We start from the raw sequence: 20,276 nt of genomic DNA on the forward strand, positions 1-20,276 counted from the left end.
TGGCACGCTGGACGCATGCCCGAAGGTGACACGGTCTGGCAGGCCGCGCGGCGGCTGCACGAGGCCCTCGCGGGCAAGGCGCTGACCCGCAGCGACTTCCGCGTGCCCAAGTACGCGACGGTGGACCTGACCGGACGCAGGGTGCTGAGCACCATCCCGCGCGGCAAGCACCTGCTGACCCGCTTCGAGGGCGGTCTGACCCTGCACACCCATCTGCGCATGGAGGGCGCGTGGAAGGTGTACGGCACCGGCGAGCGCTGGCGGGGCGGGCCGGCCCACCAGATCCGGGCGATCCTCGGCACCGCCGACCGCACGGCTGTCGGCTACCGCCTCCCGGTCCTGGAACTGCTGCGCACAACCGACGAGGAGAAGGCCGTCGGCCACCTCGGCCCCGATCTGCTCGGCCCGGACTGGGACCCGGAGCGCGCCCTGGCCAACATCCTCGCGGACCCCGCGCGTCCGCTCGGCGAGGCGCTGCTGGACCAGCGCAATCTGGCCGGTATCGGCAACATCTACAAGAGCGAGCTGTGCTTCCTGCTCGGTGTGACCCCGTGGCTGCCGGCCGGCGCGCTCCCCGCGGACCGCGCCGGGAAGCTGCCCGGTCTGGCCAAGCGACTCCTAGAGGCGAACCGCGACCGCCCGGTCCGGCAGACCACCGGCCTCCACCAGTACGACCTGTTCGTCTACGGCCGCGCACCCCGGCCGTGTCTGCGCTGCCACACGTCCGTCCGGGTGGCCGACCAGGGCGACGGCTCCCAGGAGCGTCCCACCTACTGGTGCCCCACCTGCCAGCAGGGCCCCGCCCCCGCGCCCGGCTCCGCCCAACGCTGGCGCGAGCGCTACCCGCGCCGCACCGGCTGACCGGCCGGCGCCCGGGAACCGAACTCCAGGCCGCCGCAGCCCCACGCCGAACACCTCACAAAAGGGCCCGGGTCAACGTCTCGCAGAAGGGCCCCGGGCCACCACGGTCCGCACCCGGCGCCGCACCCGGCACCGGCACCGGACGCGCCGGTGCTCACGACGGACGGGCAGGCCCGCGATCCGGGTCCGGCCTCCACCAGCCAGCCGACGTCAGGCCGGCGTCCACGACCGGCCCGGCGCCCACGACCGGCCCGGCGCCCACGACCGGCCCGGCGCCCACGACCGGCCCGGCGCCCACGACCGGCCCGGCGTTCACGACCGGCCCGGCGTCCCGCCCGTACCCGACGCCCTGGTGACGGCCCCGGTCTGCCAGGCGTCCTCCCAGCGTCCCGCCGCCACGGCCCCGGTCGCCCGTGTCTTGGGCACACAGTGCACGGGCAGCAGGCTGATGCCCCAGCCGCCGGCCACGACGGCCCCCTCCAGCACCCCCGAGCCCTGCCCGGCGGCGAGCCGCAGCAGCGCCCACCACCACACGGCCGCCGCCCCGAGCGCCACCCCCCGGAGCACTATCCGCACCATGCCCGTCATCACCTCCAGCCGGACGCTAGACCGTCACCTGGCCCGCGCGGGAGGCGCACCGAGGGGCTCACCGATGCAGGCGCCGGGCCGCGCGGCGTGGAGACGGCGGGTCTCCTCGGCCGTCGGCCACACCCGCTACGCGTTCTCCGCCTGGAACATCCAGTGGTGTTTCTCCAGGTCCGCGGTGATCGCGATGAGGAGGTCCTGGGTGACGGGGTCCGGTCCGCCGGTGGCGTCCACCCGCTCCCGCATCCGGGTGATCACCGAGCCCAGCGCGTCCACCATGGCCGAGACCGCGTCCGTGTCCTTGACCCAGCCCGCCGGTGCGGTCCTGATACCGCTGGCGGAGGCCACCGTAGCGGCGCGTCCGTCGGGCGGTACGCCCAGCGCCGAGGCCCGCTCGGCCACCGTGTCCGAGTGGGTGCGGGCGGAGGCGACGACCTCGTCGAGCTGGAGGTGGACGGAGCGGAAGCGGGGGCCGACGATGTTCCAGTGGATCTGCTTGGAGATCAGCGCCAGGTCGATCAGGTCGACGAGCGCGCCCCGCAGCGCCTCGGACACGGTCTTCAGGTCGGCGTCGGCCAACGGGCTCTTCACGACGTACATCCGCTTCCTCCGGTGGTTCGGCGCCGTCACGTCCCTCCCACGATGACCGCACCGCGCACCCCCGGCAAACGGGGCATCGGCGGACACACATCACCCCGGATGGCACAAAGGCCCCAGCCGGGCTCGTCCAGGTCTTCCTGGGCAGCCCGGTCGGGGCCTCGTTCGTCTCGGGAGGAGCGGACCGCGCACGGACCTCAGGCGGCGACCACGTCCACGGCCTCCGCGGGCGCCTTGATGGTCACCCGTTCCGGTGGCACACCGGTCACCGACACCGAACCCAGCATCGGCCGGACCGGGGTGGGCACGGGCTCGGTGGCCGCGGCGGACCGGGCCAGTTCGGCGAGCGCGAGTTCGTCGCTCACCTCTCGCATGAGTTCCGACATCCGTACGTCCAGCGCGTCGCAGATGGCGGCGAGCAGTTCGGAGGAAGCCTCCTTCTGCCCCCGCTCCACCTCGGAGAGATAGCCGAGTGAGACTCGGGCGGACGAGGAGACTTCGCGCAGAGTACGGCCCTGGCGTTGGCGCTGCCGACGCAGCACGTCACCCAGCAGGCGACGGAGCAGAATCATCGGTGGCTCCCTCCTCGGACCGCGTAGCCGCATCCTTCTCGCCCCACCGTACCGCCTTGCGCCGCGGCCGTGCGGGGAGCGATGTCGTGTTCACTCAGGGCTGCAAACATCAAAACCCCCCGTTCCGTTCCGTATCCTGTGCCCGCTCATTCCCAGTCTGTTCGCCCGCCAGCTGCTCCAGGAGCACGGCGAGTACGCTCCGTACACTCTCCATACGAATTTCCGCGCGGCTGCCGTTCAACCGCAGCGCCCCGACTTTTCCGCCACCGGCAGAACCGGCGCGGGCGGTGAGAGGTCCGTCGACAGCCACGTACACCGTGCCGACGGGCTTGCCGTCCTGCGGGTCCGGGCCGGCCACTCCGGTGGTCGCGATGCCCCAGTCGGCGCCGAGCGCATTGCGCACTCCAGCCGCCATCTGGGCCGCGACCTGGGGGTCCACCGCTCCCCGCTGGGCCAGCAGGGTGGCGTCGACGCCCAGCAGTTCGTGCTTCAGCTCGGTGGCGTAGGCGGTGACCGAACCCCGGAACACCCGGGAGGCGCCGGGTACCCCGGTGATCTCCGCGGCCACCAGGCCACCGGTCAGCGACTCCGCGACGGCGAGGGTCTCGCCCCTCACGGTCAGTAGTCGCACCAGTTCGGTGGCCTGTGAACTCACGCTTGCCTCTCCTCCAACGCCGCGGCGCGCTCGGCCATTCCCCGCCGGCGCAGCACAATGGCCTGTCTTACGTAGTCGAGGCCCGTCACGACCGTGAGGACGACCGCCGCGGCCATCACCCAGAACCGCAGGCTGGCCAGCCATCCGGTCAGCGCCAGGACGTACATCCCGACGGCCACGCCCTGGGTGAGCGTCTTCAGCTTGCCGCCCCGGCTCGCGGGGATCACGCCGTAGCGAATGACCAGAAAACGCAGCAGCGTGATGCCGAGTTCCCGGCCGAGGATCACGATCGTGACCCACCAGGGCAGATCGCCGAGGGCGGACAGACAGATGAGCGCCGCACCCATGATCGCCTTGTCGGCGATGGGGTCGGCGATCTTCCCGAAGTCGGTGACCAGGTTGTATGTGCGGGCCAGATGCCCGTCGAACAGGTCGGTGATCATGGCGACGGCGAAGGCCGCCCAGGCCAGCGAGCGCCAGGCCGGGTCATAGCCGCCGCCCGCCAGCATCAGCGCCACGAAGCCGGGCACCAGGAGCAGCCGCAGCATCGTCAGCAGATTGGCGACGTTCCAGACGCTCGCCTGGTTGACGGCCGCCGCCGTGATCTTGCCACCGCGCGGGGGCCGGCCCCCGCCGTCGGGGCCTGAAGCAGAACCGGAGACCTCGGACGCCACGCCGTCGGCAGCGGCGGCGGAGCCCCGGGCGCCGTGCGCACCGGAGGGGCCGCCCGCGGCGGATGCCGGGACTCCGGTCATCTGCCCGCCTCCTCACTACACGCGAGCGAGCCGGTCAGCGGCTCGGCCACCAGATCGACACCTTCCGTACCGACCACCTTCGCCTCGACCATACGTCCGACACTCAGGCCCGCGCCGCTCGTGAGCAGCACCTGGCCGTCGGTCTCCGGCGCCTGGTGCGCGGCCCGGCCGTAGACGCCCTCCTCCTCGTCCACCGACTCGACCAGCACCTGCACGGTCCCGCCGACGCGCTCCTCGGCACGCTGCGAGACCAGTTCCTCGGCCAGCCGGGAGACGCGGGCCAGCCGCTCGGCGACGACGTCCTCGTCCAGCTTGCCGTCGTACGTCGCCGCTTCCGTGCCGTCCTCGTCGGAGTAGCCGAAGACACCGATGGCGTCCAGCCGGGCGCCGGTCAGGAAGCGCTCCAGCTCGGCGAGGTCGGACTCGGTCTCGCCGGGGAAGCCGACGATGAAGTTCGAGCGCACGCCGGCCTCGGGGGCCTTGCTCCGGATGGTGTCGAGCAGTTCCAGGAAGCGGTCGGTGTCTCCGAAGCGGCGCATGGCGCGCAGCACGTCGGGTGCGGAGTGCTGGAAGGACAGGTCGAAGTACGGGGCGACCTTGGGCGTGGAGGTCAGTACGTCGATGAGGCCGGGGCGCATCTCGGCCGGCTGGAGGTAGCTCACCCGGATCCGCTCGATGCCGTCGACCGCGGCCAGCTCCGGCAGCAGGGACTCCAGCAGGCGGATGTCGCCCAGGTCCTTGCCGTAGGAGGTGTTGTTCTCGGAGACCAGCATGATCTCCTTCACGCCCTGCCCGGCCAGCCAGCGGGTCTCGTTCAGCACGTCGGCGGGGCGGCGGGAGATGAAGGAGCCGCGGAAGGACGGGATGGCGCAGAACGAGCAGCGCCGGTCGCAGCCCGAGGCCAGCTTGACCGAGGCGACCGGGGAGCCGTCCAGGCGGCGGCGCAGCGGCGCGCGAGGGCCGGAGGCCGGGGCGACGCCCTCCGGGAGGTCGGCCGGCGCGTGTCCGGGCAGCGCCACGGAGGCGGCCGACTCCTGGCGCTCGGCCGGGCTGATCGGCAGCAGCTTGCGCCGGTCGCGCGGGGTGTGGGCGGCGTGGATGCCGCCGGACAGGATGGTCTGCAGGCGGTCGGAGATGTCCGCGTAGTCGTCGAAGCCGAGCACGCCGTCGGCCTCGGGCAGGGCCTCGGCCAGTTCCTTGCCGTACCGCTCGGCCATGCAGCCCACCGCCACGACGGCCTGGGTTCTCCCGTGGTCCTTGAGGTCGTTGGCCTCCAGCAGGGCGTCGACGGAGTCCTTCTTCGCGGCCTCCACGAAGCCACAGGTGTTGACCACGGCCACGTCGGCGTCCGCGGCGTCCTCCACGAGCTGCCAGCCGTCCGCCTCCAAACGGCCTGCGAGCTCCTCGGAATCCACCTCGTTACGAGCGCAGCCGAGAGTGACGAGTGCGACGGTACGGCGTTCAGGCATGGGCTCAAGACTACTTCGTCTCACCGACAGCCCATGTCGACGGGGGTTGGCCGGTCCCGGCCGACTCCGTCACACCCGTCCGGCGCGGCCGGTCAGCCCGCCACCGGGTCGCCCTTGGTGTAGGTGAGGCGCTCCACCGCGCCGGGCCTGAACGTGTTCTCGATCTTCTTGCCGTTGACGTACAGCTCGATCGCGCCGGCGTCGCCCAGGATCAGGTTGATCTTGGTGGTGTCCTGGAAGGTCTTGGACTCGCCCTTCTTCAGCAGTCCGTCGAAGAGCATCCGGCCGTTGTGGTCCTTGGCCGAGATCCAGCTGCGCCCGTTGGGCGCGCCGACCTGGACGGTCACCTTGTCCTGGGGCGCGGCGGCGATGGCGCTGTCGGAGGGCTCGCTGGTCGGCTGGGCCGGCTTGTCGTTCTTCGGCGTGGGCGAGGCGGTCGTGTCGGCGGCGGGCGTGGCGCCCTCGGCGGCGATCTGGGACTTGGAGTCCCCGGAGCCGCCGGAGCCCTTGACCGCGGTGAATCCGACGAACCCGATCACGACGACGATCGCGGCGACCATCGCCGCCGTCCAGTTCGGGCCGCGCCGCTCGGGCCGGATCCGCTCCGCCTCGAACAGGGGCGCGGCGGGGGTGGGCTCGGGGCGGCCGCCGTGGTCGGCGTCGTACCGGGCGATCAGCGGCTCGGGATCGAGGTGGACGGCCCTGGCCAGCGTGCGGAGGTGCCCGCGGGCGTAGACGTCGCCGCCGCACGGGGCGAAGTCGTCCGCCTCGATGGCGTGCACGATGCCGATACGGACACGAGTGGCGGTGCTGACGTCGTCCACGGTCAGCCCGGCCGCGATCCGCGCCTGCTGGAGGGCGCGGCCCACGGAGGGTCGGGCTTCCTGGGACTCGTCTCGGAACGGACGCTCGTCTTCAGGGGAGTTGCCGATGGACACGGGGGCGCCTTTCGAGCGTGTAGCCACCTGTGCTGGAAGCTCAGTCTAGGGGGGTGACGAAAGGGTGGGGCAACCGGACGGTATGACTTTGTACGCCATCGGAATGGCACGACATGCCGATGGTCTGACAAGCAGGTACCCCAGGGTGAAGGCCCTGCCTGTCCTTTCGCTCAACTGGACGTACGGCAAAGGGGAACGGTTGCCCGTCACCGGCTAACGGGTGGGTCACGACCGTACGGCCGTATGGCGCAACCCGCTGCGCCGTACGGCCCCACTCGTCACTCTTCGGTCTCCCCGCGCAGCAGCGCCAGCACACCGTCCAGTTCGTCGGGTTTCACGAGAACGTCACGCGCCTTGGAGCCCTCGCTCGGTCCCACGATGTTGCGGGACTCCATGAGGTCCATGAGCCGGCCCGCCTTCGCGAAGCCGACGCGCAGCTTGCGCTGGAGCATGGACGTGGACCCGAACTGGGTGGAGACGACCAGTTCGGCCGCCTGGCACAGCAGGTCGAGGTCGTCGCCGATGTCCTCGTCGATCTCCTTCTTCTGCTTGGTGCCCACGGTGACGTCGTCCCGGAAGACGGGCGCCATCTGGTCCTTGCAGTGCTGGACGACGACCGCGACCTCCTCCTCGGTCACGAACGCGCCCTGCATACGGGTCGGCTTGTTCGCGCCCATCGGCAGGAACAGGCCGTCGCCCTTGCCGATCAGCTTCTCGGCGCCGGGCTGGTCGAGGATGACCCGGGAGTCGGCCAGCGAGGAGGTGGCGAAGGCCAGCCGCGAGGGCACGTTGGCCTTGATCAGACCGGTGACCACGTCGACCGACGGGCGCTGGGTGGCCAGCACCAGGTGGATGCCGGCGGCGCGCGCGAGCTGGGTGATGCGCACGATGGCGTCCTCGACGTCACGCGGGGCGACCATCATCAGGTCGGCCAGCTCGTCCACGATCACCAGCAGGTACGGATACGGCTGGAGCTCGCGCTCGCTGCCCTCGGGCTGCTTGACCTTGCCCTCGCGCACCGCGCGGTTGAAGTCGTCGATGTGCCGGTATCCGTAGGCGGCCAGGTCGTCGTACCTGAGGTCCATCTCGCGCACCACCCACTGCAGCGCCTCGGCGGCCCGCTTGGGGTTGGTGATGATCGGCGTGATCAGGTGCGGGATGCCCTCGTAGGCGGTCAGCTCGACGCGCTTGGGGTCGACCAGGATCATCCGGACGTCCTCCGGCGTCGCCCGCATCATGACCGAGGTGATCAGACAGTTGATGCAGGACGACTTGCCGGAACCGGTGGCGCCGGCCACCAGCATGTGCGGCATCTTCGCCAGCGAGTGCATGACGTACCCGCCCTCGACGTCCTTGCCGAAGGCCACCAGCATCGGGTCGTCGTCCTCGGCGGACTCCGCGAGGCGCAGCACGTCGCCGAGGTTGACCATCTCCCGGTCGGTGTTCGGGATCTCGATGCCCACCGCGGACTTGCCGGGGATCGGGCTGATGATCCGCACGTCCGGGCTGGCCACCGCGTAGGCGATGTTCTTGGTCAGCGCGGTGATCCGCTCCACCTTCACGGCGGGGCCGAGCTCGACCTCGTAGCGGGTGACCGTCGGGCCGCGGGTGAAGCCGGTGACGGCCGCGTCCACCTTGAACTCGGTGAACACCTGGGTGAGCGAGGCGACGACCGCGTCGTTGGCGGCGCTGCGCGCCTTGCCGGGGCCGCCGCGGCGGAGCAGGTCCAGGGAGGGCAGCGCGTAGGTGACGTCGCCGGACAGCTGGAGCTGCTCCGCGCGCGCGGGCAGATCGCGCGGCTGCTCGGGAGCCTTCTTGGTCAGGTCCGGTACGGCCTTGGTCAGATCCGGCACGGGCTCCGGCTTGGGCGTCTCCCGCTTCGGCCGCGCGGCAGGCACCGGCGTCGGCATGGCGGCGGACACCGGGGCGGCGGCGGGCGCCTGGGCGGTGTCCTCGCGCTCGCCCGCGCCCACGCCCTGCGTGAGGTCGGCGACGACCGGGGAGGGCGGCATGCCGTGCAGCACGGCACCGTCCAGCGAGGCGGCGGCCGCCGCCGCGACGTCCACGGCGTCCGGGTGCCGCTGCGGGTCCGGCTGGGGCACCGCGGAGCGCCGGGGACGCCCGCGGCGCTGGGAGAGGGCCGTCTCCTCGGCGGTGTCGGGGTCGTACGGCAGCGCGGCGGCGGAACGCCGGCGCGGGCGCGCGGGCGCCGGCTCGCGCCACTGCTCCTCGTAGGTCCCGTCGTCGGCGAACCGGTCGGCCGCGTAGTCGTACCGGTCGGCCTCGTAGTCGTGCAGCACGCCGAGGTGGACGCCCAGCCTCCGCAGCCGCTGCGGGATGGCGTTGACCGGGGTCGCGGTCACCACGAGCAGCCCGAAGATCGTCAGCAGCACCAGCAGGGGTACGGCGAGGACCTCGGTCATGGTGGACGTCAGCGGGGTGGCCGCCGCCCAGCCGATGAGACCGCCGGCGTCCCTTATGCCCTGCATGCCGGCGCTGCGCGCGGGCGAGCCGCAGGCGATGTGGACCTGGCCGAGGACGCCGACGACCAGCGCGGACAGGCCGATCACGATCCGTCCGTTGGCCTCCGGCTGCTCCGGGTGCCGGATGAATCGCACGGCGATCACCGCGAGCAGTATCGGCACCAGCAGGTCGAGCCGTCCGAAGGCGCCGGTGACCAGGATCTCCACCAGGTCGCCGACGGGCCCGCGCAGGTCCGCCCAGGTGCCCGCGGCGACGATCAGCGCGATGCCGAGCAGCAGCAGCGCGACGCCGTCCTTGCGGTGGGCCGGGTCGAGGTTCCGCGCGCCCTGCCCTATGCCGCGGAAGACGGCGCCGACGGCGTGCGCGAGGCCGAGCCAGAGGGCGCGCAGGAACCGGTAGACGCCCCCGGGGGGGCTGGCGGCCGGCCTCACCGGCACGGGCTTGCGCGCCACGGCCTTCTTGGCGGGCGGCCTCCTGGCCGGGTCCTTCTTCGCGGCGGCGGCCTTCCTCGCCGGAGCCTTCGCGGGAACCACGGCCTTCTTGGCGGGCTGCTTCTTGGCTGCGGACGGACGTGAGGCCATGGGTGTGAGGTTACCGGGGGAGACGACGGCGGACACGTGTGCCCACAGCTTCACCCGTTCGTGTCGTGCCTGCCGGGGCGGGAAGCTGACGCACCTTCATCCGCAACTACGGCCCGGCCCGGCTCAGTTCTGCGACGGCACCGGGGCACCGCTGCCGCCGGTACCCGGCTCCAGAGCGTCGAGAGCGCGGCGCAGTCCGGTGAGTTTGCGCTCCAGATGAGCCGCCGTGGCCACCGCCGCCGCGTCCGCCGAGTCGTCGTCCAACTGCTTGGACAGCGCTTCGGCCTGCTCCTCGACGGCCGCGAGCCGCGCGGACAGCTCGGCGAGCAGCCCGGCCGACTCCTTGCCGGCGACCCCGCCCTTGCCGCCGCCCTCCAACTGGAGCCGCAGCAGCGCGGCCTGCTCCCGAAGCTGGCAGTTCTTCATGTACAGCTCGACGAAGACCGACACCTTCGCGCGCAGCACCCACGGGTCGAACGGCTTGGAGATGTAGTCCACCGCGCCCGCCGCATAACCCCGGAAGGTGTGGTGCGGACCGTGGTTGATGGCCGTCAGGAAGATGATCGGGATGTCCCGGGTCCGCTCGCGCCGCTTGATGTGCGCGGCCGTCTCGAAACCGTCCATGCCCGGCATCTGGACGTCCAGCAGAATGACCGCGAAATCGTCCGTGAGCAGTGCTTTGAGCGCTTCCTCCCCGGACGATGCCCGCACCAGCGTCTGATCGAGCGCCGAGAGGATCGCCTCCAGCGCCAGCAGATTCTCCGGCCGGTCATCGACCAGGAGGATCTTGGCCTTCTGCACCATGGCCCGCCCTCCTCGCCCCGGCGGTACACCGGGCGCCGCCCCAGGGGACGACTCCCTTTCGCCGCCCGTCCTTGTGCCGGTCATCGTAGCCGCACCCCGCTTGTCACCACACCCTGTCACCGCGATGTCACGGTGCACGTACCGGAAACGCGGCCGGGCTCCCGATGGTTCCCGGAATCCGGGATTCCCGCCCTCCATCATGCAGCAACTCCCCGCGCGCCCCGGAGGTCCCCCTCCCCCGGGCGCGCCCCGCCGCGCCGCCCGGCGCCGTCACTCCGCCCGCATCCACCGGCGCATCACCGACAGCAGATAGTCGGGGTCGACCGGCTTGGTGACGTAGTCGGAGGCGCCCGAGTCGAGTGCCTTCTCCCGGTCGCCCTTCATCGCCTTGGCGGTGAGCGCGATGATCGGCAGCCCCGCGAACTGCGGCATCCTGCGGATCGCCGTGGTCGTCGCGTACCCGTCCATCTCGGGCATCATGATGTCCATCAGCACCACCGCCACATCGTCGTGCTGCTCCAGCACCTCGATGCCCTCGCGGCCGTTCTCCGCGTACAGCACCGACAGCCCGTGCTGCTCCAGCACGCTGGTGAGCGCGAACACGTTGCGGATGTCGTCGTCGACGATCAGCACCTTCTCGCCGCCGAACCGCATCACGGGACCCTGCTGCACGACCCGCTCCGGCTCGGCGGCGACGGTCGTCCACTGCTCGGCCGCCCGCCGCGCCTCGTCGAGCAGCCCGCGCCGCCGGCGCCTGAAGAGCGCGGCGGGACCGTTCTGCGTCTCCTGGTACGACTTCACCTCGGCCGGCGTCTCGATCTCCGCCGCGGACAGCTCCGAGGACAGCCGCGCCTCCGAGGCGACCAGGTCCCCGGCCTCCAGGGCGGGCAGGGACTGCTGGTAGCCCTGCGGCGGCAGCTCGCTCGGGTGCAACGGCAGGTAGAGCGTGAACGTCGAGCCGCGGCCGGGTTCGCTCTGCGCGTGGATCTCACCGCCGAGCAACTGCGCGATCTCCCGCGAGATCGACAGGCCGAGACCGGTGCCGCCGTACTTGCGGCTGGTCGTGCCGTCCGCCTGCTTGAACGCCTCGAAGATCACCCGCATCTTGCTGGCCGCGATCCCGATGCCGGTGTCGGTCACCGAGAACGCGATCAGCTCGCCGTCCGGGTCGGCCAGCGAACCCGCCTCCAGCAACTGCTCCCGGATGGACTGCGGCACGTCCGCGCCGGCGGTCCGGATCACCAGCTCCACCGAACCGGAGTCGGTGAACTTCACCGCGTTGGACAGCAGGTTGCGCAGCACCTGCAACAGCCGCTGCTCGTCGGTGTGCAGGGTCGCCGGCAGCTCCGGCGAGACCCGTACGGACAGGTCCAAGCCCTTCTCCGCGGTCAGCGGCCGGAAGGTGGCCTCCACGTAGTCCACGAGCTGCACGAGCGCGATCCGGGTCGGGGAGACGTCCATCTTGCCCGCCTCGACCTTCGACAGGTCCAGGATGTCGTTGATGAGCTGGAGCAGGTCGGAACCGGCCCCGTGGATCGTCTCGGCGAACTCCACCTGCTTCGGCGAGAGATTGCCCTCGGCGTTGTCGGCGAGCAGCTTCGCCAGGATCAGCAGCGAGTTCAGCGGCGTCCGCAGCTCGTGCGACATGTTGGCGAGGAACTCGCTCTTGTAGCGCATCGACACCGCGAGTTGCTCGGCGCGCTCCTCCAGGACCTGCCGGGCCTCCTCGATCTCGGTGTTCTTCACCTCGATGTCCCGGTTCTGCCGGGCCAGCAGCTCGGCCTTCTCCTCCAGTTCGGCGTTGGACTCCTGGAGCGCCTTCTGCCGGTTCTCCAGCTCCGCCGACCGCTCCCGCAACTGCTCGGTCAGCTCCTGCGACTGCTTGAGCAGCTTCTCGGTCTTGGTGTTGACCGAGATGGTGTTGACGCTGGTCGCGATCATCTCGGCGATCTGGTTGAGGAAGTCCTTCTGGATCTGCGTGAACGGCATGAAGGACGCCAGCTCGATCACCCCGAGCACCTTGCCCTCGAACAGCACCGGCAGCGCGATCACCTGCGCGGGCGGCGCCTCGCCGAGCCCGGAGGAGATCTTCAGGTAGCCGTTGGGCGCCCGCTCCACCAGGATCGTGCGCTTCTCCTGGGCGGCCGTGCCGATCAGCGTCTCACCGGGCCGGAACGACGTCGGCATGGAACCCATCGAGTAGCCGTACGAGCCCAGCATCCGCAGCTCGTAGTCGTCCTCGCCGTTGCCGACGCCCTTGCCCTCCATCAGCGGCATCGCCACGAAGAACGCGCCGTGCTGCGCCGACACTACCGGCGTCAGCTCGCTCATGATCAGCGAGGCCACGTCCTCCAGATCCCGGCGGCCCTGCATGAGGGCGGAGATCCGGGCCAGGTTGCCCTTGAGCCAGTCCTGTTCCTTGTTGGCGATCGTGGTGTCGCGCAGGTTGGCGATCATCTTGTTGATGTAGTCCTGCAACTCCTGGATCTCGCCGGACGCGTCCACGTCGATCTTCAGGTTCAGGTCGCCGCGGGTCACGGCGGTCGCCACGCGCGCGATGGCCCGCACCTGCCGGGTCAGGTTCCCGGCCATCTCGTTCACGGACTCGGTCAGGTCCCGCCAGGTGCCGTCGACATCGCGCACGCGCGCCTGGCCGCCCAGCTGTCCCTCCGTGCCCACCTCGCGGGCCACCCGGGTGACCTCCTCGGCGAAGCTGGACAGCTGGTCCACCATCGTGTTGATCGTCGTCTTCAGCTCAAGGATCTCGCCCCGGGCGTCAATGTCGATCTTCTTCGTCAAGTCACCCTTGGCGATGGCCGTGGTGACCATGGCGATGTTGCGCACCTGACCGGTCAGGTTGGACGCCATCTGGTTCACCGACTCGGTGAGGTCCTTCCAGGTGCCGGCCACACCCGGCACATGCGCCTGACCGCCGAGGATGCCGTCCGTGCCCACCTCCCGGGCCACCTTGGTGACCTGGTCGGCGAACGAACTCAGCGTCTTCACCATCGTGTTGATGGTGTCGGCGAGCTGCGCCACCTCGCCGCGCGCCTCGATCGTCACCTGTCGCGTCAGATCGCCGTTGGCGACGGCCGCCGCCACCTGCGAGATGTTCCGCACCTGCATGGTCAGGTTGTTGGCCATCAGGTTGACGTTGTTGCTGAGGTCCTTCCAGATGCCCGTCACGCCCGGCACGTGCGCCTGGCCGCCGAGGATGCCCTCGGTGCCCACCTCCCGGGCCACCCGCGTCACCTGCTCGGCGAAACTGGACAGCTGGTCCACCATCGTGTTGACCGTCGTGACGAGTTCGAGGATCTCGCCCTTCGCGTCAACAGTGATCTTCTTCGACAGGTCGCCCTTGGCGACCGCCGTCGTGACCTCGGCGATGTTGCGCACCTGGATCGTCAGGTTGTTCGCCATGAAGTTCACGGACTGCGTGAGGTCCTTCCAGGTGCCCGAGACACCCTGCACCTCGGCCTGCCCGCCGAGGATGCCCTCCGTGCCCACCTCCCGGGCCACCCGCGTCACCTGGTCCGCGAACGACGAGAGCTGGTCCACCATCGTGTTCAGGGTGTTCTTCAGCTCCAGGATCTCCCCGCGCGCGTCCACGGTGATCTTCTGGGAGAGGTCACCGCGCGCCACGGCCGTGGCCACCTGCGCGATGTTGCGCACCTGGGCCGTGAGGTTGCCGGCCATGCCGTTCACGGAGTCCGTCAGGTCCCGCCACACCCCGGCGACCCCCGGCACCTGCGCCTGCCCGCCGAGCCGGCCCTCGGTCCCCACGTCCCGCGCGACCCGGGTCACCTGGTCCGCGAAGGCGGACAGCTGGTCCACCATCGTGTTGATCGTGTTCTTCAGCTCGAGGATCTCCCCGCGCGCGTCCACGTCGATCTTCTGCGACAGGTCACCGCGCGCCACCGCCGTCGTCACCTGCGCGATCTGCCGCACCTGGGACGTCAGGTTGCCGGCCATGAAGTTGACGGAGTCCGTCAGCTCCTTCCACGTGCCGGAGACGCCGTCCACCCGGGCCTGACCGCCCAGCCGGCCCTCCGTGCCCACGTCCCTGGCCATCCGCGTGACCTGGTCGGCGAAGCTGGACAACTGGTCCACCATCGTGTTCACGGTGTTCTTCAGCTGGAGCATCTCGCCCGAGACGTCCACCGTGACCTTCTGCGACAGATCGCCGTTCGCCACCGCCGTCGTCACCTGCGCGATGTTGCGCACCTGCCCGGTCAGGTTGCGGAACGCGGTGTTGACGGAGTCCGTCAGGTCCTTCCACGTGCCCGCCGCGCCCGGCACCTGCGCCTGGCCGCCGAGTTCACCCTCGACACCGACCTCCCGCGCGACCCGCGTCACCTCCGCGCCGAACGCCGACAGCTGGTCCACCATGCCGTTGACGGTGTTCTTCAGCTCCAGCATCTCGCCGGCCACGTCCACGGTGACCTTCTGCGACAGATCGCCGTTGGCCACCGCCGTCGTCACCGTCGCGATGTCCCGCACCTGCGTCGTCAGGTTCCGGAACACCGTGTTGACGGAGTCCGTCAGGTCCTTCCACGTACCCGCCGCGCCCGGCACGTTCGCCTGCCCGCCGAGCCGCCCCTCCGCGCCGACCTCGTTCGCCACCCGTGTGACCTCGTCCGCGAAGATCCGCAGCGTCTCGGTCATCTGGTTGATCGTCTCGGCGAGCCGCGCCACCTCGCCCCGCGCCGGCACGGTCACCTTCTGCGAGAGGTCACCGCTGGCGACCGCGGTCGTCACCTGCGAGATCCCGCGCACCTGCGCGGTCAGGTTGCCCGCCATCGTGTTGACGGAGTCGGTCAGCTCCTTCCACACCCCGGCCACCCCGGGCACCTGCGCCTGCCCGCCGAGGATGCCCTCGGTGCCCACCTCCCGGGCCACCCGCGTGACCTCGGAGGAGAACGACGACAACTGGTCCACCATCGTGTTGACGGTGTTCTTCAGCTCCAGCATCTCGCCGGCCACGTGCACGGTCACCTTGCGCGACAGATCACCCTTGGCGACCGCCGTCGTCACCAGCGCGATGTCCCGCACCTGCGCCGTCAGCCGGTACGCCATCGTGTTGACGGACTCCGTCAGGTCCTTCCAGGAACCCGACATCCCGCGCACCCGCGCCTGGCCGCCCAGCTTGCCCTCGGTGCCGACCTCGCTGGCCACCCGCGTGACCTCGTCGGTGAACGTCGACAACTGGTCGACCAGGTTGTTGACGGTACGGCCGACCTTCAGGAACTCACCGCGCAGCGGATGCCCCGCACCGCCGTCCGGCGCCGGCGTCCGCAGTTCCATGCGCGGCGACAGATCGCCCTCGGCGACCGCCGTGAGCACCCGGCTGACCTCCGACACGGGCCAGACCAGGTCGTCCACCAGCGCGTTGGAGTTGTCGACGGCCGCCGCCCAGGAACCCTCGCAGGCACCCGTCTCCAGCCGCTCCGTGAGTTTTCCCTCACGTCCCACCATGCGCCGCACCCGCGACAGCTCGCCGGTCAGATGCAGATTCCGGTCGGCCACCTCGTTGAAGACGGCCGCGATCTCCGACATCACCCCGTCGCCGGTCACCGTGAGCCGCTTGCGGAAGTTGCCGTCCCGCATCGCCACGAGGGCCACCAGCAGCCGGTTCAGGGCCGCCGTGTCCACGGTCGTGGTGCCGCCGCTCCTGCCCAGGGACGGTCCGCCTTTCGCGCGCGTCTTCGTGCCTCGCGTCGCCGCGCCAGACTCCACTGTGTCCCTCCCGGAGGGGTAGACCGTTACTGCTGTGCGCCGGCCGCTTGGGAGCCGGTGTGCCGGTCAACCGGCATACCGACGCCTTCCACGTACCGGTTACTTCCGCGTACGTCTGCCAGACGAGATCGGGCCACACCCAAGGCTGCTGCCCGCCACGCGCGGAACGCACGCGGGCCGGCCCGACCCACATCAGGAGCCTGCCCAGTGTTTCACCCCGGCCCAACCAGGCCATAACAGTTCGGCAGCTTCGCACATCGTCCGCACACCCCGGGGCGTGAACACCCGCGACCGGCATCCGCTCGGACGGCGAAGGTAAGTAACCTTGCATGCGGCTGTCCAGCCGCACCGGTCCGACCGGCCTGGGCGGTGGCACGAGTACGAGCGGGCATCGGAGGGGCGGCCGGACACCATGACGACCGGACTGATCCCCGGGGGACAGCCCCCGGAGCCACAGCCGACGGGCGAGCCCGTGCCGCAGCAGCGGCGCGACCCGGCCGTCGCGCCGGCCCCGCATGCCGACAACCGGCCGAGGAGTTCTGTGATCACCGCGCGCGCGGCCGCCAGTTTCGAGCCCGTCGGACGATCGGTGGCGACCGCCCGGTCCTTCGTCCGCGACACCCTCCAGGGCTGGGGGTTCGCCGACATCGTCGACGACGCGGTCGTCCTCACCAGCGAGCTGGTGACCAACGCGGTCGTCCACGCGGGCACGCACGCCGACGTGCTGTGCCTGCGCACCGAGGACGGCGTGCGCGTCGAGGTCTCCGACCGCTACCCGGAGCGCGAGGTCCCGCTCCAGGGCAACGCCGCCGCGATGGGCAGCCCGGACCGCGAGGGCGGCCGCGGACTCCAGCTGTGCGCGGCCCTCGCCACCCGCTGGGGCGTCGACTACACCTCCACGCACAAGAATGTCTGGTTCCAGCTCAACCTGCCCGAACGCCCGGTCGGCACCCGCTCCGCCGGCCCGGCCCTGCCGCCCGACCTGCTGCCGCTGGCCGACGGCCGGGTCCGCGTCGCCGTCCTCCAGGTCGACCGCAAGGGCAGCGTCAGCGCATGGAACGAGGACGCGGAGGAGCTGTTCGGCTATTCCGCGGCCGACATCATCGGCAAGCCCCTCACCGACCTCGCCGCCTGGCCGCACACCCCGGGCACCGGCACCGGCATCGCCGAGGCGCTCCAGCTCTCCCGCTGGGAGGGCACCTACGGCATCCGCGGCGCCGACGGCCGCGTGGCCCGGGTGTACGCCTCCCACCTCAGGGTCCGCGACACCGGCGGCGAGCCCTCGACCGTCTGCCTCCTGGTCCGCGACCACGAGCGCGCCGTCCTGCAGTCCCCGGCCCGGATCCCGGTCACCGACCAGAACCAGTCCGCCGACGGCCAGGGCGCCGATCCCTTCGAGGTGTTCATCGGCTCGCCCGCTCCGGACGACCTCGACGGCCTCCTCCAGCGCACGGTGGAACGCGCCCGCGACATGCTCGACGGCGACTCCGCGTTCCTGCTGCTCGCCACCGACGACGAGACGGAACTGGAGGTCCGCGCCTCCACCGGCCTGCCCTCCGCCCGCCAGCGCTTCGCGCGCGTCCCGGTCGAGGCGGGCCCCGGGCGCTACGGCTCGGCGCGCATGCCCGCCGTCCACGACGACCTCGCCGCCGTGCCCGGCGCCGTACCGCTGCTCGCCGGCACCGGCATGCGTTCGGTGGTCACGGTCCCGCTGAAGGTCGAGGGCCGCCTCACCGGCTCCCTCGGTGTCGCGGCCGAGGCGGCCGGCCGGTACACCAACGAGGAGGCGCTGCGCCTGCAGTTCGCCGCCGACCGCATCGCGCTGGCCGTGGAGTCGGCCCGTCTCGGCGAACTGGAACGGCTGCGCCGCGGCTCGCTGAGCTTCCTGGTCGAGGCGTCCGACCTGCTGGCCGGCACCCTGGACCGGGACCAGACGCTGGCGCTGATGGCCCAGATGACGGTCCCGACCCTCGCCACCTGGTGCGCGGTGTACACGATCGCCGACCAGGCCTCGGAGCCGGACCTGTCGTACGTCCTGCACGAGGACGAGGAACTCATCGACGGCATCAAGTCGTTGCTGTCGAGGATCCCGCCGCCCGACCCGGTGCCGACGCCCGGCGCCCGGGTGTGGCCGGCCCCGGGCGACGTCGCGCACCAGGCGGCCCTGCGCAGCTCGATGCGGAGCCTGGGCCTGTCCGGCGGTCCCACGCACCGGGTGTCCTCCGGTATCGGTCCGACGCTCGCGACGGCCGCCGCGGTCGGTGGCGAAACGGTCGTCCTGCCGCTCGTCGCCCGCAACCGCGTCATCGGCATGCTGACCCTCGGCAAGCCCACCGACGAGCACTTCCGCCAGGAGATCCTGGAACTCGCCGAGGACTTGAGCCGCCGGGCGGCCCTCGCCCTGGACAACGCCCGTCTGTACTCGGAGCGCACGGCCATCAGCCAGGCCCTCCAGCGCAGCCTCCTGCCGCCCGGCACCCCGCACATCCCGGGCATCGAGGTCGAGGTCATCTACCGCGCGGCCGGCGAGGGCAACGAGGTCGGCGGCGACTTCTACGACGTCTTCCCCATCGGCGACGACGCGTACGGCTTCGCCATCGGCGACGTCTGCGGTACGGGCCCCAACGCGGCCGCGGTCACCGGCCTGGCCCGGCACGCGCTGCGCCTGCTGGCCCGCGAGGGCCTGTCCGGACCGGCGGTGCTGGAGCGGCTGAACTCCGCGATCCTCGACGAGGGCGACCGCAGCCGCTTCCTGACGCTCCTCTACGGCGAGCTGCGTCCGCGCGAGGACGGCAGCGCGGATCTGAAGGTGGTCTGTGCCGGCCACCCGCTCCCGCTGCGCCTGCGACCGGACGGCCAGGTGACGGCCGCGGCCGAACCGCAGCCGCTGCTGGGCGTCATGGAGGACCTGGAGCTGTACGAGGAGACGCTCACGCTCGACCCGGGCGACGTGCTGCTGTGCGTCACGGACGGCGTCACCGAGCGCCGTGAGGGCACGCGCATGCTGGGCGACGACGGTCTCGCCGACGTCCTCACCACCTGCACCGGACTGACGGCGGGCGCGGTCGCGGCGCGCATCATGCGGGCGGTGGAGCGTTTCGCCTCGGACGCGCCGTCCGATGACATGGCGATTCTGGCGATGCGGGTTCCGGGCGTCCACGAGGACGCCTGAGAAAACACGAAAAGGCCCCACCCGGAAGGGTGGGGCCTTTTTGGCGGAGCCCCCAAACGGAATCGAACCGTTGACCTTCTCCTTACCATGGAGACGCTCTACCGACTGAGCTATAGGGGCCTGCCGTTCCGGAGGTTTCCCTCGCGGCGACGAAGAAACTGTACCCCGACCGGGCCGCAGTTCCCAAATTCGTTCGGGCCTGGTCAGAAGGCGGGCTGGAGCAGGCCGCCGAGGGCGTTGCAGGCGGAGACCGTCCGCTGCATCTGCCGTCTGGTCAGCGCCGCGTCCACGGGCAGCGCGAGGGTCTCGTCGGCGGCCAGCTCGGTCTCCGGCAGCGACACGCACCGCCGGAACTCCGGCAGCCGGTGCACGGGCGTCTTCACCGGCACCCGGCACTCCACGCCGCGGGCCCGCAGGGCACGCGCGAAGGCGTCCCGGTCGGGCCGGCCGTTCCCCGGCACGCGCACGACGTACTGCTGGTAGGTGTGCCCGGCACCGCCGTCCGGCGTGCGAACGCCCTTGAGCCTGGCGTCGAGGAAGGCGGCCCGCTCCCGGCGCTGGGCTATCTCGTCGTACGGGGTCTCGGACTCGCCCTGTTCCAGCACCAGCAGCCCGTGCCGGCTGCCGAGCGCGCGCAGCCGTCCGATGTCGGCCCACCGTCCGAAGCGGTGCACGGCGACGACCGCCGCGGTGCGGGAGGTGACGGAGGCCTCGACGGCCGCCGGGGCGAGGCAGTAGGTCGCCGGGTCTATGTCGGCGAAGACCGGGAGCGCGCCCGCCCGGGTCACGGCCTCGGCGATCTCGACGTTCCCGAAGGCCGGTACGACGACCTCGTCACCGGCTCCGACGCCGGCGGCCCTGAGCATCGCTGCAGTTCCCATGCCTGGGATGCTGTGCCCGGAACGTGAACGACACGTTACGGACAACGGAAAAAGGCCGGACCCCGAACCGAAGTTCAGGATCCGACCTTTATCAAGAATTGTTCGGCGGTGTCCTACTCTCCCACAGGGTCCCCCCTGCAGTACCATCGGCGCTGTGAGGCTTAGCTTCCGGGTTCGGAATGTAAC

13 protein-coding genes, 1 tRNA gene and 1 rRNA gene are annotated in these 20,276 nt (G+C 71.2%); 2 read left to right on the top strand and 13 right to left on the bottom strand.

Annotation, left to right across the window (positions count from 1 at the left end; genetic code table 11):
- Window positions 1–15 precede the first annotated feature (15 nt).
- Window positions 16–861, top strand: coding sequence for an Fpg/Nei family DNA glycosylase (locus tag ACH4OA_RS18775; RefSeq protein ID WP_397943211.1), 846 nt, complete (start codon window positions 16–18; stop codon window positions 859–861).
- 312 nt (window positions 862–1,173) lie between these two features.
- Here the strand turns inward: ACH4OA_RS18775 and ACH4OA_RS18780 are convergent, their stop codons facing one another.
- The 10 genes from ACH4OA_RS18780 to ACH4OA_RS18825 all read right to left on the bottom strand — a co-directional run bounded on the left by ACH4OA_RS18780 (window position 1,174) and on the right by ACH4OA_RS18825 (window position 16,037).
- Window positions 1,174–1,440, bottom strand: coding sequence for a hypothetical protein (locus ACH4OA_RS18780; RefSeq protein WP_397943209.1), 267 nt, complete (start codon window positions 1,438–1,440; stop codon window positions 1,174–1,176).
- A 135-nt stretch (window positions 1,441–1,575) separates the two neighbouring features.
- Window positions 1,576–2,046, bottom strand: a complete 471-nt coding sequence (locus tag ACH4OA_RS18785) for a DNA starvation/stationary phase protection protein (protein ID WP_365874237.1) — start codon at window positions 2,044–2,046, stop codon at window positions 1,576–1,578.
- 194 nt (window positions 2,047–2,240) lie between these two features.
- The gene (locus ACH4OA_RS18790; protein ID WP_365874239.1) at window positions 2,241–2,615 is read right to left on the bottom strand and encodes a helix-turn-helix transcriptional regulator; all 375 of its coding nucleotides are present in this window, start codon (window positions 2,613–2,615) and stop codon (window positions 2,241–2,243) included.
- Between the two features lie 109 nt (window positions 2,616–2,724).
- Window positions 2,725–3,270, bottom strand: a complete 546-nt coding sequence (locus tag ACH4OA_RS18795; protein WP_397969829.1) for a CinA family protein — start codon at window positions 3,268–3,270, stop codon at window positions 2,725–2,727.
- Window positions 3,267–4,025: a CDP-diacylglycerol--glycerol-3-phosphate 3-phosphatidyltransferase gene (gene pgsA, locus ACH4OA_RS18800; protein WP_365874243.1), complete on the bottom strand. Its 759-nt coding sequence runs from the start codon at window positions 4,023–4,025 to the stop codon at window positions 3,267–3,269. Before pgsA ends, ACH4OA_RS18795 begins: the two co-directional genes overlap by 4 nt.
- Entirely contained in the window at window positions 4,022–5,494 is a 1,473-nt protein-coding gene (gene rimO, locus ACH4OA_RS18805; RefSeq protein WP_397946217.1) for a 30S ribosomal protein S12 methylthiotransferase RimO, read from the bottom strand. Before rimO ends, pgsA begins: the two co-directional genes overlap by 4 nt.
- Before the next feature lie 92 nt (window positions 5,495–5,586).
- Window positions 5,587–6,432: a RodZ domain-containing protein gene (locus ACH4OA_RS18810; protein ID WP_365874248.1), complete on the bottom strand. Its 846-nt coding sequence runs from the start codon at window positions 6,430–6,432 to the stop codon at window positions 5,587–5,589.
- A 278-nt stretch (window positions 6,433–6,710) separates the two neighbouring features.
- Entirely contained in the window at window positions 6,711–9,497 is a 2,787-nt protein-coding gene (locus tag ACH4OA_RS18815; RefSeq protein WP_397969831.1) for a DNA translocase FtsK, read from the bottom strand.
- Window positions 9,498–9,620: 123 nt separating this feature from the next.
- The gene (locus ACH4OA_RS18820; RefSeq protein WP_365874252.1) at window positions 9,621–10,301 is read right to left on the bottom strand and encodes a response regulator; all 681 of its coding nucleotides are present in this window, start codon (window positions 10,299–10,301) and stop codon (window positions 9,621–9,623) included.
- Window positions 10,302–10,571: 270 nt separating this feature from the next.
- Window positions 10,572–16,037, bottom strand: coding sequence for a HAMP domain-containing protein (locus tag ACH4OA_RS18825; RefSeq protein ID WP_397943200.1), 5,466 nt, complete (start codon window positions 16,035–16,037; stop codon window positions 10,572–10,574).
- Between the two features lie 412 nt (window positions 16,038–16,449).
- On the opposite strand from ACH4OA_RS18825, the gene ACH4OA_RS18830 reads away from it, so the two are divergent.
- Window positions 16,450–19,209, top strand: coding sequence for a SpoIIE family protein phosphatase (locus ACH4OA_RS18830; RefSeq protein ID WP_397943198.1), 2,760 nt, complete (start codon window positions 16,450–16,452; stop codon window positions 19,207–19,209).
- 47 nt (window positions 19,210–19,256) lie between these two features.
- Here the strand turns inward: ACH4OA_RS18830 and ACH4OA_RS18835 are convergent.
- The 3 genes from ACH4OA_RS18835 to rrf all read right to left on the bottom strand — a co-directional run.
- A tRNA-Thr gene (locus tag ACH4OA_RS18835) sits at window positions 19,257–19,329 on the bottom strand.
- Window positions 19,330–19,412: 83 nt separating this feature from the next.
- Window positions 19,413–20,075, bottom strand: coding sequence for a DegT/DnrJ/EryC1/StrS family aminotransferase (locus ACH4OA_RS18840; RefSeq protein WP_397969846.1), 663 nt, complete (start codon window positions 20,073–20,075; stop codon window positions 19,413–19,415).
- Window positions 20,076–20,190: 115 nt separating this feature from the next.
- Window positions 20,191–20,276 (bottom strand): 5S ribosomal RNA (gene rrf / locus ACH4OA_RS18845); the annotation flags it as partial.

The sequence above is a fragment of the Streptomyces sp. NPDC017095 genome (assembly GCF_044332325.1).
In the GTDB taxonomy this organism is placed as follows: domain Bacteria; phylum Actinomycetota; class Actinomycetes; order Streptomycetales; family Streptomycetaceae; genus Streptomyces.

Bases quoted from the DNA above. Each gene is read 5' to 3' on its own strand.
- ACH4OA_RS18775 (WP_397943211.1), top strand. From the start codon at position 16: ATGCCCGAAGGTGACACGGTCTGGCAGGCCGCGCGGCGGCTGCACGAG.
- ACH4OA_RS18780 (WP_397943209.1), bottom strand. From the start codon at position 1,440: ATGGTGCGGATAGTGCTCCGGGGGGTGGCGCTCGGGGCGGCGGCCGTG.
- ACH4OA_RS18785 (WP_365874237.1), bottom strand. From the start codon at position 2,046: ATGTACGTCGTGAAGAGCCCGTTGGCCGACGCCGACCTGAAGACCGTG.
- ACH4OA_RS18790 (WP_365874239.1), bottom strand. From the start codon at position 2,615: ATGATTCTGCTCCGTCGCCTGCTGGGTGACGTGCTGCGTCGGCAGCGC.
- pgsA (WP_365874243.1), bottom strand. From the start codon at position 4,025: ATGACCGGAGTCCCGGCATCCGCCGCGGGCGGCCCCTCCGGTGCGCAC.
- rimO (WP_397946217.1), bottom strand. From the start codon at position 5,494: ATGCCTGAACGCCGTACCGTCGCACTCGTCACTCTCGGCTGCGCTCGT.
- ACH4OA_RS18815 (WP_397969831.1), bottom strand. From the start codon at position 9,497: ATGGCCTCACGTCCGTCCGCAGCCAAGAAGCAGCCCGCCAAGAAGGCC.
- ACH4OA_RS18820 (WP_365874252.1), bottom strand. From the start codon at position 10,301: ATGGTGCAGAAGGCCAAGATCCTCCTGGTCGATGACCGGCCGGAGAAT.
- ACH4OA_RS18830 (WP_397943198.1), top strand. From the start codon at position 16,450: ATGACGACCGGACTGATCCCCGGGGGACAGCCCCCGGAGCCACAGCCG.
- ACH4OA_RS18840 (WP_397969846.1), bottom strand. From the start codon at position 20,075: ATGCTCAGGGCCGCCGGCGTCGGAGCCGGTGACGAGGTCGTCGTACCG.